The sequence below is a fragment of the Sporichthyaceae bacterium genome, assembly GCA_036269075.1.
In the GTDB taxonomy this organism is placed as follows: Bacteria; Actinomycetota; Actinomycetes; order Sporichthyales; family Sporichthyaceae; genus DASQPJ01.
In genome coordinates this window covers 1-16,727 of sequence record DATASX010000048.1, presented here as the reverse complement: position 1 = coordinate 16,727, position 16,727 = coordinate 1, and the positions used below count along the sequence as shown (strand labels likewise).

Sequence of the window (16,727 nt, the reverse complement as noted above, 5' to 3'; positions counted from 1 at the left end):
CTTTCGCCGCCGGTCGGGAACCAACGAGTCGACGGGGATGACGTGGAATACCTGATCGTCACGATCGTGATCGTGCTGCTGGTGGCCGCCATGGTCGCCGGCCTGGTCGGCAGCCGGCTGCGGGGCCGCCCGCAGGCTCCGCCGAGCACCCCACCGACCACGACCCCGCCGGCTGCGTGGAAGACGCCGCCGATCCCGGCGCCGGACGTCGAGGTCGCCGACCCGTCGTTGGCCGAACCGACGATCGCCGAGCTCGAGGAAGCGCTTGCCCTCGAGATCCCGGAGCCGACCGCCGGGCGCCTCGTCCGCCTGCGGTCCCGGCTGTCCCGCTCCCAGACCAGCCTCGGCCGCGGCCTGCTGACCCTGCTCTCCCGCGACACCCTCGACGAGGACACCTGGGAGGAGATCGAGGAGACCCTGCTGGCCGCCGACGTCGGCGTCGGACCGACCATGGAGCTGATTGAGCGGCTGCGCACCGCGGTCCGGGTCGAGGGCACCCGCACCCCCGAAGCGTTGCGCGCGCTGCTGCGCGCCGAACTGCTCACCTCGATCGCGATCGACGCGAGCCGGGACCTGCACGCGGTCACCAACACCACCGAACGGCCATCGGTCACCCTCGTCGTCGGCGTCAACGGGACCGGCAAGACCACCACCACAGGCAAGCTGGCCCGGGTGCTGGTGGCCGATGGGCGCAGTGTCGTGCTCGGCGCCGCCGACACGTTCCGGGCCGCGGCCGCCGACCAGCTGCAGACCTGGGGCGAGCGGGTCGGTGCCCGCACCGTGCGCGGGCCCGAGGGCGGCGACCCGGCCAGCGTCGCGTTCGACGCGGTCAAGCAGGCCGCCGGCGAGGACATCGACGCGGTGCTCATCGACACCGCCGGGCGGTTGCACACCAAGACCGGGCTGATGGACGAACTCGGCAAGGTCAAGCGGGTCGTCGAGAAGCAGTCCCCGGTCCACGAGGTGCTGCTGGTGCTCGACGCCACCACCGGCCAGAACGGCCTGGTCCAGGCGCGGGTCTTCGCCGAGGTCGTGTCGATCACCGGCGTCGTGCTCTCGAAGCTGGACGGCACCGCCAAGGGCGGGATCGTGATCGCCGTGCAACGCGAGCTCGGGGTCCCGGTCAAACTCGTCGGACTCGGCGAGGGCCCGGACGACCTCGCGCCGTTCGTGCCCGAGGCCTTCGTGGACGCGTTGCTGGGGGACTGACTGACCCGACAGCAGGCGCGCACGTCCCCAGAGCAGTTCAGTTAGAACTCGTCCTGCGCAATGGCAATCATTCGAGACGATCAAGAACTCCCGGGACGAGGTCATCAAACCCACCCGAGGTGTCGCTCCAAGATCACCTCACATGTCACGATCTGGGCCGTTGACGTGCGGGTTCGGGCCAGAAACGCCCGATTTACATACAAGTAACACCGGTGCGTCATCGGTAATGACAGCGAAACTTCGCGCTCGTATCGGAGAAACCGGCGGTCGGGACCCTTCGGCGGGGATGCGAACCGCGGTCGAACGACCGGGGTACGGAAGGAGCACGACGAATGCCAGTCAGCTTCGATACGGGCGACACCGCCTGGCTGCTAGCCAGCTGCGCCCTGGTGCTGTTCATGACACCCGGTCTGGCGTTCTTCTACGGCGGCATGGTCCGTGTGAAGAGCGTGCTGAACATGATCATGATGTCGGGGGCCGCGATGGCCATCGTCAGCGTGCTCTGGGTGCTGTACGGCTACACACTTTCGTTCACGACCTACAACGGTGCCATCGGCGGGCGCTCCGAGCTGGGCCTGCGCACCGCGATCAATCAGATCGACCTCAACGCCCCTGACGGCGGACCCGGTGCCCTCGCGGTGAGCCCGCCCGGGACGGTGGACGCGCACGGGCAGGCCATCACGCACTACGTGCCCACCACCGCATTCGTGATGTTCCAGCTGATGTTCGCCATCATCACCGTCGCCCTGATCTCCGGCGCGATCGCGGACCGGGCGAAGTTCAGCACCTGGTGCGTGTTCGTCGTCCTGTGGGCGACCTTCGTGTACTTCCCGGTCGCCCACTGGGTGTTCTACTCCAACGGCGGCAAGGGCGGCTGGATCGTCGACCAACTGCACGCGATCGACTTCGCAGGTGGAACAGCGGTCCATATCAACTCCGGCGCCGCCGGGTTGGCCTGCTGTCTGGTGATCGGTAAACGCAAGGGCTGGCGCAGGGACCCGATGCGGCCGCACAACGTGCCGTTCGTGTTCCTCGGCATGGGCATGCTGTGGTTCGGCTGGTTCGGGTTCAACGCGGGTTCCGCGCTGACCGCGGGCACCGGTGCCGGCGTCACGTTCACCAACACGCAGGTCGCGACGGCCTCGGCGATGATCGGCTGGCTGGTCATCGAGCGCATCCGGGACGGGCACTTCACCACGGTCGGCGCCGCGTCCGGCGCGGTGGCAGGGCTGGTCGGCATCACCCCCTCGTGTTCCTCGGTGAACCCCATGGGCGCCATCGCAGTAGGCCTGTTCACCGGCGCGCTCTGCGCGATCGCGATCGGGCTGAAGTTCAGGTTCGGCTTCGACGACTCGCTCGACGTCGTCGGCGTCCACATGATCGGAGGTCTGACCGGCACCCTGCTGATCGGTCTGTTCGCCACCGACCACGCCCCGGCCGGCGTCAACGGCCTCTTCTACGGCGGCGGAACGGAGCAGTTGAGGCGCCAGGCGATCGGCGCGTTCGCGGTCATGGGCTACTCGTTCTTCGTGACCCTGATCATCGCCTACCTGCTGCACCTGATCCTCGGCTTCCGCATCGACGAGGAGGAGGAGCTCGAGGGCATCGACGTCACGTCCCACGCCGAGAGCGCCTACGAACTGCACGCGATCGGCGCCCCGCTGGCCCGCCCGGCCGGCTCGGGGGGCGGTGGTGGTGGGGTGCCCGCCTTCGCCGGGGCACCATCCGGCTCGGCGATACCCCGGAGCAATTCCGACGGTGGAACGCGGGTGGACCTGTGAAGCTCGTGACCGCGGTCATCAAGCCGTTCAAGCTCGACGACGTCCGCTCGGCACTGGAGAAGTTCGGCGTCCACGGGATGACCGTGAGCGAGGCCAGTGGGTACGGCCGCCAGCGCGGTCACACCGAGGTCTACCGCGGTGCCGAGTACACCGTGGACCTGGTGCCGAAGGTCCGGATCGAGGTCCTGGTCGACGACCCGGACGTGCTGGACGTGCTTGAGGTCGTCGTCAAGGCCGCGCAGACCGGCAAGATCGGCGACGGGAAGGCGTGGGTGGTCCCGGTCGACACGGCGGTGCGGGTCCGCACCGGGGAACGCGACACCGACGCCCTTTAGAACTGTGACGACGCGACGGCCCGTCCCGGCGAACGCCGGGCGGGCCGTCGTTCTGTCCGCTCCCGGTACGCATTGTGCGATCTCCGTGATCCTGCCGAAACAGCGCGGCGCGCCGACGGTACGGTCCTCTCGCACTGTCGTGCCGATCGAGGAGCGCACCGGACGTGGACAAGATCAATGCGGCGGACACCGCCTGGGTGTTGGCCGCCACCACGCTGGTGATGTTGATGGTCCCCGGTCTGGCGATCTTCTACGGGGGCATGGTCCGAGCCCGCAGCGTGCTCAACACGATGATGATGACGTTCGTGACGCTGGGGATCGTCACCGTCGTCTGGGTGGGCTGGGGCTACAGCCTCGCGTTCGGCAAGGACCACGGCCCCGGGTTGATCGGTGGCTTCGGCCAGGTCGGCCTGAAGGACACCATGGTTCAGGTCTACGGGACCATCCCCACGCCGGTGTTCGCGATGTTCCAACTGATGTTCGCGCTCGTGACCTGCGCGCTCGTCTCCGGGTCGATCGTGGACCGGGCGAAGTTCGGCACCTGGTGCGTGTTCACCGTCATCTGGACCACCGTGGTCTACGTGCCCGAGGCGCACTGGGTGTTCTTCTCCGACGGCGGCAAGGGCGGCTGGCTGATCGACCGGATGCATGTCTTCGACTTCGCCGGCGGCACTGCGGTCGAGATCAACTCCGGTGCCTCGGGGCTGGCCCTGGCGCTGATCCTCGGCCCGCGGCTGGGTTGGAAGAAGGACCCGATGCGGCCGCACAACCTGCCGTTGGTGATGCTCGGCGCCGGCCTGCTGTGGTTCGGCTGGTTCGGATTCAACGCCGGCTCGGCGCTCGGTGCGAACGCGCAGGCGGGCCTGGCGCTGGCCAACACGCAGATCGCCGGTGCGCTGGGGGTCGTCGGCTGGTTGGCGGTGGAACGCCTGCGCGACGGCACCTTCACCTCGTTCGGCGCCGCCTCCGGCGCGGTCGCCGGGCTGGTGGCGATCACTCCGGCCTGCGCGTCGATCACGCCGGTCGGCGCGATCGCGGTGGGCACGGTGGCCGGCGCGGTCTGCTCGTTCGCGGTCACCCTGAAGTACCGGGTCGGCTACGACGACTCCCTGGATGTCGCCGGCGTGCACATGATCGGCGGCATCGTGGGGCTGCTGATGATCGGCCTGGTGTGCAGCGCGCAGGCGACCGGCATCCTCAACTCGCACCGCGGCGTGGACGGCCTGCTCTACGGCGGGGGGCTGCAACAACTGGGTCGGCAGGCGGTGGCGGTCGGCGCGGCCTTCGGGTACTCGTTCACGGTGACCCTGCTGATCGGCTGGGTGCTGCACAAGACCTTGGGTTTCCGCGTCGAACGCGACCACGAGATCTCCGGGGTGGACCTGGCCCTGCACGCGGAGGCAGCGTACGAACTGGCCCCGGCCGGTGCCTCCACCGGACGCATGGCCGGCTCGCACGACTAGGTTTTCGCGGTACCCACCGGTGCACGTCCGACGCGACAGGATGGACAGCCCATGAAGCTCGTCACCGCGGTGATCAAGCCGTTCAAGCTGGACGATGTCCGGGCCGCGCTGGAGAAGTGCGGGGTGCACGGCATGACGGTCACCGAGGCCAGCGGGTTCGGGCGGCAGCGTGGCCACACAGAGGTCTACCGGGGTGCGGAGTACGTCGTCGACCTGGTGCCGAAGGTGCGCCTGGAGGTGCTGGTCGACAGTGCGGACGTGGACCTGGTCGTCACCGCCCTGCTGGACGCGGCGCGCACCGGGAAGATCGGCGACGGCAAGGTGTGGGTGACCCCGGTCGAGGCGGCCATCCGCGTGCGGACCGGGGAACGCGACACCGAAGCGCTCTGACCGCGTCCCGCCCGCACCGACAATTTCATCAGGGTTGGGGGTGACGGCGATGGCGCTGACTTATGCGCAGGCCCGTGCGGGGTTGCTGGAGCGCGGCGAGCCGTACGGGCCGGCCCGCCGGGCCGCTCTCAGTGCCGCCGCCGACACCTGGCTGCGCGGGTTGCTCGACGTAGCGACCGGCGGCGACACCGACCGGATCGCGCTGGTGGCCGTGGGCGGTTACGGGCGCGGGGAACTGGTCGCGGGCAGCGATCTGGACGTCGTCCTGCTGTACGACCGCAAGGGCTCCATCTCGTCGGTGGCCGATGCGATCTGGTACCCGATCTGGGACGACGGAGTGAAGCTGGACCACTCCGTGCGCACGCCTGACCAGGCTCGGCGGGTGGCCGCTGACGACCTCAAAGCGCTGCTCGGGATGCTCGACATCCGCCACGTCGCGGGCGATTCGACGCTCACCGAGCAGTTGCGCTCGGCCGTGCTCGGCGACTGGCGCAACGGGGCCGCGAAACGCCTGCCCGAACTGCATGAGACCTACACCGAGCGAGCCGACGAGGAGTTGGCATTCCTCCTCGAGCCGGACCTCAAGGAGAGCCGCGGGGGACTGCGTGACCTGGTCGCGATGCGGGCGGTCGCGGCCTCGTGGGTCGCCGACGTGCCGCACCAGCGACTGGCCGGCGCCCACGACCGACTGCTCGACATCCGCGACGCCCTGCACACCGTCACGGGCCGGTCGACCGACCGGCTCGTGCTGCAGGAACAGGACAACGTCGCCGCGGCGCTCGGCCTGGCCGATGCCGACGCGCTGCTGCACGACCTGGCCCAGGTCGGCCGCACCATCGGCTATGCCTGCGACGTCACCTGGCGGCGCGTCACCCAGGTTCTGGAGTCGCGCACCCGCAAGCTGCGCATCCCGGGCACCGGACCCAAGCCCGGCGCCCGGACCCCGCTGGCCGACGGCGTCGTCGTGTCCGAGGGCGAGGCGATGCTGGCGCGCGACGCCGACCCGGTCAAGGATCCGATCCTCGTGCTGCGCGCCGCGGCCGCCGCCGCGCAGGCCGGGCTGCCGCTTTCGCCGGGCACGGTGGACCGGTTCGCCGCCACGACCCGTGCGCTGCCCGAGCCGTGGCCGGACTCGGCCCGTGGCGAACTGGTCCGACTGCTCGGCGCCGGCCGGCCGGCCGTCGCGGTGTGGGAGGCCCTCGACCTGGCCGGGGTGATCACCACCCTGCTGCCGGTCTGGAGCCGGGTGAGCTGCCGGCCGCAGCGCAACGCCGTGCACCGGTTCACCGTCGACCGGCACCTGGTCGAGACAGCCGCGAACGCGGCGGGATTCACGCGCCGGGTGTCCCGCCCCGACCTGCTGCTGCTCGGAGCCCTGTTCCACGACATCGGCAAGGGTTCGCCGGGCGACCACAGTCTGGCCGGAGTCGAGATCGTCCATGACCTCGCGCCCCGGCTGGGTTTCCCGGCCGAGGACGTCGAGGTGCTCGCCGCCCTGGTGCGCCACCACCTGCTGCTGCCGGACACGGCCACCCGCCGCGACCTGGACGACCCGAAGACGTTGGACGTGGTCGCCGAGGCCGTCGGCAGCGTCGAGGTCCTCGACCTGCTGGCCGCGATGACCGAGGCCGACGCCCTGGCCACGGGTCCGGCGGCCTGGACCCCGTGGCGGGCCGAGCTGATCGGGAAGTTGGTCGAACGCACCCGGCGGGTGCTCCAGGGCCGCCCGGTGGTGATCCGCTCGCCGTTGTCCGAGGACCAACGGGCGCTGGCCGCAGCCGGTGCGGTGGCGGTCGAGATCGGGACCGCGGATCCGGCCGGAACGCCGGTGACCGTGGTCTCGCCGGACCGCGTCGGCCTGCTCTCGACCGTTGCCGGGGTGTTCAGCATCCACCGGCTCACCGTGCGTTCGGCAGTCACCGAGACCATCGAGGGCGCCGCGGTGACGGTGTGGACGGTCAGTCCGGAGTTCGGCTCTCCGCCGGATGCCGCAGTGCTGCGCAGCGACATCCGGCGCGCGGTGGACGGCACCTTCGACGTGACCGAGCGGCTGGCGCGCCGGGAGGCCGCGTACGTCGCCAAGCCCGGCATCGCGGTGCCCGCTCCGACCGTCACCGTCGTGCCCGGCGCCTCGGAGACGGCCACCGTGCTCGAGATCCGCGCCCACGATCGACCCGCGCTGTTGTTCCGACTGGCCCGGGCGGTGTCCGCGACCGAGGTCGACATCCGTTCGGCCAAGGTCGCCACCTGGGGTGCCGAGGCCGTCGACGTGTTCTACGTGGTCGACCCGGCCACCGGCGAACCGCTCGACGCGGACCGCGCCGCCGCGGTCGCCAAGACGGTGCTGGCTGCCCTGGAGTGACCGACCGGTCGTAGTGGCCGCGCCGGATAGGCTGGACGGGATAGGTTCCCGGCTCCTAAGGACCGCCCCACCGTGTTCGACACCCTGTCCGACCGCCTTGCCGCGACGTTCAAGAACCTGCGCGGCAAGGGGAAACTGTCCGAGGCCGACATCGATGCCACGGCGCGGGAGATCCGCATCGCGCTGCTCGAGGCAGACGTCGCCCTGCCGGTCGTGCGCGGGTTCATCGACGCGGTCAAGGAACGCGCCCGCGGCGCGGAGGTCAGCGGGGCGCTGAACCCGGCCCAGCAGGTCATCAAGATCGTCGACGACGAGCTCGTCCGGATCCTGGGCGGGGAGACCCGGCGGCTGCGGTTCGCCAAGACCTCGCCGACCGTGATCATGCTCGCCGGTCTGCAGGGTTCCGGTAAGACGACGCTGGCCGGCAAGCTCGCGAAGTGGCTGGTCGACCAGGGCCACACCCCGATGCTGGTCGCGGCCGACCTGCAACGGCCGAACGCGGTGCAGCAGCTGCAGATCGTCGGTGAGCGGGCTGGGGTGTTCACCTACGCTCCGCAGCCCGGCAGCGGGGTCGGCGACCCGATCCAGGTCGCCAAGGACTCGATCCTCGAGGCCCGCCGCCGTCAGCACGACATCGTCATCGTCGACACCGCCGGCCGGTTGGGCATCGACGCGGAGATGATGAAGCAGGCCGCCGACATCCGCGACGCGGTCAACCCCGACGAGATCCTCTTCGTCGTCGACGCGATGATCGGCCAGGACGCGGTCACCACCGCGCAGGCCTTCCTCGACGGCGTCGGCTTCGACGGTGTCGTGCTCACCAAGCTCGACGGCGATGCCCGCGGCGGCGCGGCCCTTTCCGTCGCCAGCGTGACGGGCCGTCAGATCATGTTCGCGTCCAACGGTGAGAAGCTCACCGACTTCGACGCGTTCCACCCCGAGCGAATGGCCTCCCGCATCCTCGGCATGGGCGACATGCTCACGCTGATCGAGCAGGCCGAGAAGCACTTCGAGGCCGATCAGGCCGAGAAGATGGCCAACAAGCTGCTCAAGGGCGGCAAGGGCAACGAGTTCACCCTCGAGGACTTCAAGCAGCAGATGCTCCAGGTCCGCAAGATGGGCTCGCTGCAGAAGATCTTCGGGATGCTCCCCGGGATGGGGGAGCTCAAGGACCAGCTCAACCAGGTCGACGACAAGGATCTCGACCGGGTCGTCGGGATCATCAACGGCATGACCCCCGCCGAGCGCGAGGACCCGAAGATCATCAACGGATCGCGGCGGCAGCGCATCGCCAAGGGCTCCGGGGTCGAGGTCGGCGAGATCAACTCGTTGGTCGAGCGGTTCTTCGAGGCCCGCAAGATGATGCAGCAGATGGCCGGCGGGCTCGGCGCGATGGGTGGCATGGGCGGACTCGGCGGGCTGCGCGGCGGCGGCAAGAAGTCGCGAGGCAAGATGGCCGCGCCGTCCAAGGGCAAGGCCGGCAAGGCCCGCAGCGGAAACCCGGCCAAGCGCGCGCAGCAGATCGCCGACGCGGAGGCCGCCGCTGCCGGTGTGCTGCCGCAGTTGCCGCAGGGCTTCGAGCTCCCGGCGGAGTTCAAGGACCTCATGCCCCCCGAGCACAAGTAGGCGACGGCCACGATGACCGAGGCCCTGCACGTGCGTGGGGTGCGCCTGCCCGACGCCGAGGAAGTCGACCTGTGGATCCGCGACGGCCGGGTCACCTACGACCCGGTGCCCGGCGCGACCACCGTCGCGCAGGGCTGGATCCTGCCGGGGCTCGTCGACATGCACTGCCACGTCGGGCTCGACCCGGGTGGGCCGGTCGCGCTGGAACTGACGGAGCGTCAGGCTCTCGACGAACGCGAGGCCGGGGTCCTGCTGCTGCGCGACGCCGGTTCGCCGGCCGACACCCGGTGGATGGACGACCGCGCCGATCTGCCGAAGATCGTGCGGGCCGGTCGGCACATCGCCCGGCCGCGGCGTTACCAGCGCAACTTCGCCGTCGAGGTCGAACCCGGGCAGTTGGCCGCCGAGGTGATTGTCCAGGCCGACCGTGGCGACGGCTGGGTGAAGATCGTCGGCGACTGGATCGAGCGCGAGGTCGGCGACATGACCCCGCTGTGGCAGGCCGAGGAACTGGCCGGCGCGGTTGCCACGGCGCATCGGGCCGGGGTGCGGGCGACCACCCACGTCTTCGGCCGGCAGGCGTTGGCCGACGCGTTGGTGGCGGGCTTCGACTGCATCGAGCACGGCACCGGCCTCGACGACGAGTTGACCGCCGCCATGGCGGCGGCCGGCACCGCACTGGTGCCCACGCTGGTCAACGTCGAGGAGAACTTCCCGGGCATCGCCGACTCCGGGGAGGCCAAGTTCCCCGCCTACGCCGCCCACATGCGGCGCCTGTGGGCCGGGGCCGGCGACCGCATCCGGGTCGCGCACGAGGCCGGCGTCCCGATCTACGTCGGCACCGATGCCGGCGGGGTGATCGCGCACGGCCGGATCATCGACGAGATCGCCGCGTTGGTCCGCGCCGGGCTGCCCGCCGAGTACGTCGTCGGGGGCGCGTCCTGGCGCGCCCGGGAGTACCTGGGCCGGCCCGGGCTGGCGGAGGGCGACCCGGCGGACCTGATCGTCGTCGCGGCCGACCCGCGCAAGGAGCCGCACACGCTGCGCGCCCCGGTCCGCATCGTCCTGCGCGGCGTTGTCACCCGCTGACCCACCCACTGACCCCACTTCTGCTGCCTGTCCCACGTATCGCAGGCCGCTGATACGTGGGACAGGCAGCACAAGTCGAGTGGAGTGGGGGCGCGGCGGGGGAGGCTGGTAGCCTCTTGCGGCGACCGCGCCGGCCCGGGCCCTCTCACCCGTGCGCTGCGTGGCGAACCGGGCTCGAGCGGCTGGTACCCCACCCAGACGTCCGCGCCCACCGATGTGGAAATCAGGAGAACCCGGACCAGTGGCAGTCAAGATCAAGCTGAAGCGCATGGGCAAGATCCGCGCGCCGTACTACCGCGTCGTCATCGCCGACTCGCGCACCAAGCGCGACGGTCGGGCGATCGAGGAGATCGGTAAGTACCACCCCACCGAGCAGCCGTCGCTGATCAACATCGACACCGAGCGGGCCCAACACTGGCTGAAGGTCGGCGCCCAGCCCACCGAGGCTGTCATGGCGCTGCTGAAGGTCACCGGCGACTGGCAGAAGTTCAAGGGGCTGCCCGGTGCCGAGGGCACGCTGAGGCACCCCGAGGCCAAGGTCCGCCAGGGCGGGGTCGCGTTCGTGGCGACCGGCCTGGACTCGAGCAAGGGCGCGAAGTCCGCGGCCCCCAAGGCCAAGGCCGAGGAACCGGCCCCTGCCGTGGCCGTCGCGGAGCCGGTCGCCGAGGCGGCGCCCCAGGCTGCACCCCAGGCTGCACCCGAGGCGACGGAGGCACCGGTTGCCGGCGAGGCCTGACGCGATGCTCGAGGAGGTCCTCGAGCATCTGGTCCGGGGGATCGTCGAGCACCCGGACGACGTCCGGGTGCGGGAACGCACCCAGCGCACCGGCAAGGTGCTCGAGGTCCGGGTCCACCCCGACGACCTCGGCAAGGTGATCGGTCGCTCGGGCCGCACCGCCACCGCGCTGCGCACGGTGCTCAGCGCGTTGGGCGGGCGCAGTGTCCGCATCGACCTGGTCGACCAGCACGGCCGCTGACGGGTCGACACCCGTGGATGTGGTGGTCGGCCGGATCGGCCGGCCGCACGGGGTGCGGGGCGAGGTCACGGTCGAGGTCCGCACGGACTCTCCGGAAGTGCGATTCGCTCCGGGCACAGTGCTGGGCACCGATCCGGCGCGATCCGGTGGACTCGAGGTGGCCGGCGTCCACTGGCACAGCGGGCGCCTGCTGCTGTCGTTCGACGGCGTCGTCGACCGCACCGGGGCCGAGTCGTTGCGCGGGCTCCTGCTGACCGCCGTCATCGCCGACGACGAGCGCCCGGAGGACCCGGAGGAGTTCTACGACCACCAGTTGGTCGGCCTGACGGCGCGCACCGTCGCCGGCGACCTCGGGCAGGTCGCCGAGGTGCTGCACCTGCCCGCCCAGGACGTCCTCGTGGTCCGCACGGCTGCCGGCCGCGACGTGCTGGTGCCGTTCGTGAGCGAGATCGTGCCCGAGGTCGATCTGGCCGCCGGGACACTGCGGGTCGACCCGCCCGCCGGCCTGCTCGACGACGCCGCGCCGGACTGACACGCGATGCGGATCGACGTCATCACGATCTTCCCGGCCTACACCGAGCCGTTGCGGCTCTCGCTGTTGGGCAAGGCCGAGCGCACCGGTGCGGTGCAGATCGCCACCCACGACCTGCGCGACTGGACCACCGACGTGCATCGCACGGTCGACGACACCCCCTACGGCGGTGGCGCCGGGATGCTGATGCGCCCCGAGCCGTGGGGCGCGGCCCTGGACGACGTGCTGGCCGGGGAACCGGCGGGCCCGGGCGCGCGAGCCCGGCTGATCGTGCCCACCCCGGCCGGGCGGCCGTTCGACCAGGCGCTGGCCGCCGAGTTGGCCGGCGCACCGTGGCTGGTCTTCGCCTGCGGTCGGTACGAGGGCATCGACGCCCGCGTGGCCGAGCACGCCGGCAACCGCCCCGAGGTCAGCGGCGTCGACGAGATCTCCATCGGCGACTACGTGCTGTCCGGCGGCGAGGTCGCCGCGCTGGTGATCGTCGAGGCCGTCTCGCGACTGCTGCCCGGCGTACTGGGCAACCCGGACTCCCTGGTCGAGGAGTCGCACGCGGCCGGTCTGCTGGAGTACCCCGGCTACACCAAGCCCGCGCTCTGGCGCGAGTTGCCGGTGCCGGACGTGCTGCGCTCGGGTGACCACGGCGCGATCGCGCGATGGCGGCGCGATGCCTCGCTGGCCCGAACCGCGCGGGTTCGTCCGGACCTGATCGGCCGCCTGTCCCCGGCGCAGTGCGACGCGAAGGACCGCGCCGCATTGGCGGCGCAAGGTTGGACACCCGGGCCGGACGGTCGGTTTCTCCCCGTGGACGAGGCTGTGGCAGACTGAGCGCTTGCCTCGGGCGGCTACCGCCCGCATTCCGCCACCGTGTCGCTGCGGCGAGTACAGAGATGGACCTGAAGCCATGCACACCCTCGACGACGTCGATGCCGCCTATCTGCGTTCTGACGTCCCGGCGTTCCGCCCCGGCGACACCCTGAAGGTCCACGTCCGGGTCGTGGAGGGCAACCGGTCCCGGATCCAGGTTTTCCAGGGCGTGGTGATCCGACGTCAGGGCAGCGGCCTGCGCGAGACCTTCACGGTCCGCAAGGTCAGCTTCGGTGTCGGCGTCGAGCGGTCGTTCCCGGTGAACACGCCGTCGATCGACCGGATCGAGGTCGTCAGCCGTGGCGACGTGCGCCGCGCGAAGCTGTACTACCTCCGCGACCTGCGCGGCAAGAAGGCCAAGATCAAGGAGAAGCGCGAGCAGGTCGTCGGCCGCTGAGACACCGGGCGAGCCGGGCATCGCGTGAGGCAGGCGTAGATACGCTTTGCCCGCGATGGACGCTGACGGTCAGGACTCGAATCTGCTTGATCTGACGCCGCCGTCCGCGCCGGCCGAGCAAGCCTCGGACGGTCCGGCCGCGCCCCGGCGTCGTTCGCATCGACTCCGCCGGGCCACGCCGCGTCCGGAAACCCCGCGCCGCCGCGGAACTCGCGCCCAGTTGCGTGGCAAACGTAGACGCCGCATCAGACGCTTCCAACTGGTCGGGCTGGCCGCGTCCCTGCTGCTGATGGTCAGCGTCCGCGCGTGGGCCGTCGAGGCGTACTTCATCCCGTCGCCGTCGATGGAGGCGACACTTGCGGTCGGCGACCGGGTCCTGGTCGACAAGCTGTCCTACCGGTTCGGGGGCCCGCAACGCGGGCAGGTGGTTGTTTTCGACGGGGCGGACAGTTTCGACCCCGCGTCGGCGACACATCACGGATTCTGGAATCGCGTGCTCAGCCTGATCGGCGCCTCGACCGACGAGGACGACTTCATAAAGCGAGTCATCGGGGTCCCGGGCGATCGGGTGCAGTGCTGCGATGATCAGGGACGCCTGTTGATCAACGGCGTGCCCGTGTCGGAGGAGTACCTGTACCCCGGCGACGTACCTTCCCTCGAGAGGTTCGATGTCATGGTTCCGCCCGGACGGCTCTGGGTGATGGGCGACCATCGCAGTCGGTCGGCCGACTCCCGCGCCCATCTGGGCGACCCGGGCGGCGGTACGGTGCCGATCGACCGAGTCGTGGGTCGGGCGGTGGCGATCGTGTGGCCGTTGCGCCACTTCGCACGACTGCCGATCCCCGCGGGCTTCGAGAGGCTGGCGCATTGATGCAAGAGGAGCCCGAGTCGGAACGCCCGCAGGAGGATTCTCCCGGTATGGAACACCCGCACGTCCCGGACCCGACCGAGCCGCACGGGGAGCCGTCCGCATTCGGGCGACCGTCGAGTGATCCGTCGCCGTTCGCGCGGCCGACCGAGCCATCCGCATTCGAGCCGTCCGCGTTCGAGCCGTCCGCGTTCGAGCCGTCGGCGTTCGACCCGTCGACGTTCGGGCAGTCGCCCGTGCCGCCACCTGCGTCCGACGAACCTCCGCTGCCGCCCCGGCCCGTCCAGCGTCGGCTGGTCCGCCGCGAGGAGGAGCTGCCGCCGGAGCTGGCCCCGGGCGAGCGCAAGGAGGTCGGGCGGTCCTCCAGCCTGTTGCGGGAACTGCCGATCCTGGTGTTCGTCGCGCTCGCGCTGGCGCTGCTGATCAAGACGTTCCTGGTGCAAGCGTTCTACATCCCGTCCGACTCGATGCAGAACACGCTGCTTGTCGGCGACCGCGTGCTCGTCAACAAGTTCTCCTCGCACTTCGGCACCCCGAAGCGCGGTGAGGTCATCGTGTTCCGCGACCCGGGCACCTGGCTCAACGAGGAGCACACCGCAAGCTCCGGCAATGCAGTGCTGCGTGGGTTGAAGGATGTCTTCGTGTTCGTCGGCCTGCTGCCATCGGACAACGAGAAGGACCTGATCAAGCGGGTCGTCGGTGTCGGCGGTGACCACGTCGCGTGCTGCACCAACGGCAAGGTGACCGTCAACGGCGTCCCGCTCGACGAGACCGCCTACCTGTACCGGAACCCGCAGACCGGCGTGCAGGATGCGCCCTCGGACCGGCCGTTCACGGTCACCGTGCCGCCGAATCGCCTGTGGGTCATGGGCGACCACCGCGAGGTCTCGGCCGACTCCCGACTGCACATGAACGAGCCCGGCAACGGCACGATCGCCGAGGACCGGGTCGTCGGCCGGGCGTTCGTGCTCGTCTGGCCGCTGTCGCGGTGGGCCTCGATGTCGATCCCGGAGACGTTCAAGCAGAAGTCGATCGACGGCGCCGCGCTGACCACCTCGGCCATCGGCATCGCGACCTTGGTCCCGTTGGCGATCGTGCGGCGGCGCCGGTACGGCCTGCTGGTCGACGACGAGGCGCCGGCAGACGAACCGGTCGCGGAAACCGGCTGAGCCCAGGCACCACGGCCGATGCGTCCATCCCGGTTCCGCGTCCCGGCAGAGGCCGGGCTCTACGGCTACGAGCGAGCCCTGGCCCGCTCCGGCCTGGCCCCGGTGGCCGGGGCCGACGAGGCCGGACGGGGGGCCTGCGCCGGGCCGTTGGTCGCGGCCGCGGTGATCCTGGCGCCGGGCCGTCGCGGCGAGATCGCCGACCTGGCCGACTCGAAGCTGCTCACCCCGGCCGTCCGGGAGCAGGTCCACGAGCGGGTGCTGGCCCGGGCGCTGGCGGTCGCCATGGTGATCGTCCCGCCGGGGGAGATCGACAAGGTCGGCCTGCATCGGTGCAACCTCGCCGCGCTGCGCCGGGCGCTGGCGCAGCTGGCCGAACCGCCTGCCTACGTGCTGACCGACGGGTTCGCGGTAGCCGGGCTGGGGGTGCCGGGCCTGGCGATCTGGAAGGGCGATCAGGTCAGTGGCTGCATCGCCGCGGCCTCCGTCGTCGCGAAGGTCACCCGGGACCGCATCATGCGCGACCTCGACGAGCACTACCCCCAGTACGGCTTCGCGGGCCACAAGGGGTACGTGACCCCGGAGCACAGCGCCGCGCTGGACCGGCACGGCCCCTGCCCGGAGCATCGGCACTCGTACGTGAACGTGGCCGCGGTGGCCGGCCGGGCACTCGGGCCGGGGTTCGGGGAGAATGACCTGGAAAGCGTCGATGCTTGAGGAGTGGAGCAAAACGTGAGCGAGCTTGCGAGCGAACCAGCAAGCAGAGCAGCGTTGCGCTCATGCCCGGACCGAGCTTGCGAGGCCCGGGCGTGAGCGCCGAGGATCTCGAGAAGTACGAGACCGAGATGGAGCTCCAGCTCTACAAGGAGTACCGCGATGTCGTCGGGCTGTTCACCTACGTGGTCGAGACCGAGCGGCGCTTCTACCTTGCCAACAAGATCGACATCACCGAGCACAGCGACTCGGGCGAGACGTACTTCCAGGTCGTGATGAGCGACGCATGGGTCTGGGACATGTACCGGCCCGCGCGCTTCGTGAAGAACGTCAAGGTGGTCACGTTCAAGGACGTGAACATCGAGGAACTTGCCAAGGCCGACCTGACCCCGCCGGAGGGCTGACCCGCCGGGTCAGTGTTCCAGGCTCGTCACCAAGATCAGTCGGCTGTCCACAGCCGGATCTTGTCCACAGGCGCCGTCTCGGCTCCTCCGGCCGCGGCCGCTGCAGAACAAGCTGCACCCGGAGGTGGTTCGGGTGCGGGCGGAGGATGCGCTGGGTCGCTACGGCGAGCACGTCGCCGAGCGGTTCCTGATCGAGGCGGGTTGCGTCGTGCTGGCGCGCAACTGGCGGTGCTCGGTCGGTGAGATCGACCTGGTCCTGCGTGACGGCGACACCGTGGTGATCTGCGAGGTCAAGACCCGGCGCGGCGACGAGTACGGCGGCCCGTTCGCCGCGGTCGGGCCGGACAAGGTCGCGCGGTTGCGGCGCCTGGCCGCGTGCTGGGTCGAGGCCCACGGGCCGGCCGGCGACGTGCGGTTCGACGTGGTCGGGGTGTGGGCGCGTCCCCGCGGTGCCGCTCGGGTCGAGCACCTGCGCGGTGTGGCATGAGCGTGGCGGTCCGGTGATGGGGCTCGCGCGGGGTTGGTCGGTTGCGTTGGCGGGGGTCACCGG

The 16,727-nt window shown here is 70.6% G+C and carries 18 protein-coding genes; all 18 read left to right on the top strand.

Annotation, left to right across the window (positions count from 1 at the left end; translation table 11 throughout):
• Nucleotides 1–42: 42 nt before the first annotated feature.
• Entirely contained in the window at nucleotides 43–1,209 is a 1,167-nt protein-coding gene (gene ftsY / locus VHU88_09405) for a signal recognition particle-docking protein FtsY (GenBank protein HEX3611888.1), read from the top strand.
• A 332-nt stretch (nucleotides 1,210–1,541) separates the two neighbouring features.
• Nucleotides 1,542–2,990, top strand: coding sequence for an ammonium transporter (locus VHU88_09400; GenBank protein HEX3611887.1), 1,449 nt, complete (start codon nucleotides 1,542–1,544; stop codon nucleotides 2,988–2,990).
• Nucleotides 2,987–3,325, top strand: coding sequence for a P-II family nitrogen regulator (locus VHU88_09395; GenBank protein ID HEX3611886.1), 339 nt, complete (start codon nucleotides 2,987–2,989; stop codon nucleotides 3,323–3,325). The genes VHU88_09400 and VHU88_09395 overlap by 4 nt, the downstream gene beginning before the upstream one ends.
• A gap of 164 nt (nucleotides 3,326–3,489) precedes the next feature.
• Nucleotides 3,490–4,788, top strand: a complete 1,299-nt coding sequence (locus VHU88_09390) for an ammonium transporter (protein HEX3611885.1) — start codon at nucleotides 3,490–3,492, stop codon at nucleotides 4,786–4,788.
• Nucleotides 4,789–4,839: 51 nt separating this feature from the next.
• Nucleotides 4,840–5,178 carry a P-II family nitrogen regulator gene (locus tag VHU88_09385; protein ID HEX3611884.1) on the top strand — a complete coding sequence of 113 codons (339 nt, stop codon included), beginning with the start codon at nucleotides 4,840–4,842 and terminating at the stop codon, nucleotides 5,176–5,178.
• 49 nt (nucleotides 5,179–5,227) lie between these two features.
• Nucleotides 5,228–7,540, top strand: coding sequence for a [protein-PII] uridylyltransferase (locus VHU88_09380; protein ID HEX3611883.1), 2,313 nt, complete (start codon nucleotides 5,228–5,230; stop codon nucleotides 7,538–7,540).
• 72 nt (nucleotides 7,541–7,612) lie between these two features.
• Complete coding sequence (ffh, locus tag VHU88_09375) at nucleotides 7,613–9,166, top strand: signal recognition particle protein (protein HEX3611882.1); 1,554 nt, start codon at nucleotides 7,613–7,615, stop codon at nucleotides 9,164–9,166.
• Between the two features lie 12 nt (nucleotides 9,167–9,178).
• Nucleotides 9,179–10,255 carry an amidohydrolase family protein gene (locus VHU88_09370; protein ID HEX3611881.1) on the top strand — a complete coding sequence of 359 codons (1,077 nt, stop codon included), beginning with the start codon at nucleotides 9,179–9,181 and terminating at the stop codon, nucleotides 10,253–10,255.
• A 241-nt stretch (nucleotides 10,256–10,496) separates the two neighbouring features.
• Nucleotides 10,497–10,991, top strand: coding sequence for a 30S ribosomal protein S16 (gene rpsP / locus VHU88_09365; GenBank protein ID HEX3611880.1), 495 nt, complete (start codon nucleotides 10,497–10,499; stop codon nucleotides 10,989–10,991).
• Nucleotides 10,992–10,995: 4 nt separating this feature from the next.
• Nucleotides 10,996–11,232, top strand: a complete 237-nt coding sequence (locus VHU88_09360; protein HEX3611879.1) for an RNA-binding protein — start codon at nucleotides 10,996–10,998, stop codon at nucleotides 11,230–11,232.
• Nucleotides 11,233–11,245: 13 nt separating this feature from the next.
• Nucleotides 11,246–11,764, top strand: a complete 519-nt coding sequence (gene rimM / locus VHU88_09355; protein ID HEX3611878.1) for a ribosome maturation factor RimM — start codon at nucleotides 11,246–11,248, stop codon at nucleotides 11,762–11,764.
• Between the two features lie 6 nt (nucleotides 11,765–11,770).
• Nucleotides 11,771–12,589: a tRNA (guanosine(37)-N1)-methyltransferase TrmD gene (gene trmD, locus VHU88_09350; GenBank protein HEX3611877.1), complete on the top strand. Its 819-nt coding sequence runs from the start codon at nucleotides 11,771–11,773 to the stop codon at nucleotides 12,587–12,589.
• A 76-nt stretch (nucleotides 12,590–12,665) separates the two neighbouring features.
• Nucleotides 12,666–13,025 (top strand): 50S ribosomal protein L19, encoded by a 360-nt coding sequence (rplS, locus tag VHU88_09345; GenBank protein ID HEX3611876.1) that lies wholly within the window; start codon nucleotides 12,666–12,668, stop codon nucleotides 13,023–13,025.
• 55 nt (nucleotides 13,026–13,080) lie between these two features.
• Entirely contained in the window at nucleotides 13,081–13,896 is an 816-nt protein-coding gene (gene lepB, locus VHU88_09340; GenBank protein HEX3611875.1) for a signal peptidase I, read from the top strand.
• Nucleotides 13,897–13,943: 47 nt separating this feature from the next.
• Nucleotides 13,944–15,062, top strand: a complete 1,119-nt coding sequence (gene lepB, locus VHU88_09335) for a signal peptidase I (protein HEX3611874.1) — start codon at nucleotides 13,944–13,946, stop codon at nucleotides 15,060–15,062.
• 18 nt (nucleotides 15,063–15,080) lie between these two features.
• A complete protein-coding gene (locus VHU88_09330) occupies nucleotides 15,081–15,776 on the top strand; it encodes a ribonuclease HII (GenBank protein ID HEX3611873.1) in 696 nt (231 codons plus the stop codon).
• 92 nt (nucleotides 15,777–15,868) lie between these two features.
• The gene (locus VHU88_09325) at nucleotides 15,869–16,177 is read left to right on the top strand and encodes a DUF2469 domain-containing protein (GenBank protein HEX3611872.1); all 309 of its coding nucleotides are present in this window, start codon (nucleotides 15,869–15,871) and stop codon (nucleotides 16,175–16,177) included.
• Between the two features lie 133 nt (nucleotides 16,178–16,310).
• A complete protein-coding gene (locus tag VHU88_09320) occupies nucleotides 16,311–16,664 on the top strand; it encodes a YraN family protein (GenBank protein HEX3611871.1) in 354 nt (117 codons plus the stop codon).
• Nucleotides 16,665–16,727: the final 63 nt, after the last annotated feature.

Coding starts and splice junctions, on each gene's coding strand:
- VHU88_09400 (HEX3611887.1), top strand. CDS start 1,542: ATGCCAGTCAGCTTCGATACGGGCGACACCGCCTGGCTGCTAGCCAGC.
- VHU88_09385 (HEX3611884.1), top strand. CDS start 4,840: ATGAAGCTCGTCACCGCGGTGATCAAGCCGTTCAAGCTGGACGATGTC.
- VHU88_09380 (HEX3611883.1), top strand. CDS start 5,228: ATGGCGCTGACTTATGCGCAGGCCCGTGCGGGGTTGCTGGAGCGCGGC.
- VHU88_09370 (HEX3611881.1), top strand. CDS start 9,179: ATGACCGAGGCCCTGCACGTGCGTGGGGTGCGCCTGCCCGACGCCGAG.
- VHU88_09360 (HEX3611879.1), top strand. CDS start 10,996: ATGCTCGAGGAGGTCCTCGAGCATCTGGTCCGGGGGATCGTCGAGCAC.
- trmD (HEX3611877.1), top strand. CDS start 11,771: ATGCGGATCGACGTCATCACGATCTTCCCGGCCTACACCGAGCCGTTG.
- rplS (HEX3611876.1), top strand. CDS start 12,666: ATGCACACCCTCGACGACGTCGATGCCGCCTATCTGCGTTCTGACGTC.
- lepB (HEX3611875.1), top strand. CDS start 13,081: ATGGACGCTGACGGTCAGGACTCGAATCTGCTTGATCTGACGCCGCCG.
- lepB (HEX3611874.1), top strand. CDS start 13,944: ATGGAACACCCGCACGTCCCGGACCCGACCGAGCCGCACGGGGAGCCG.
- VHU88_09330 (HEX3611873.1), top strand. CDS start 15,081: ATGCGTCCATCCCGGTTCCGCGTCCCGGCAGAGGCCGGGCTCTACGGC.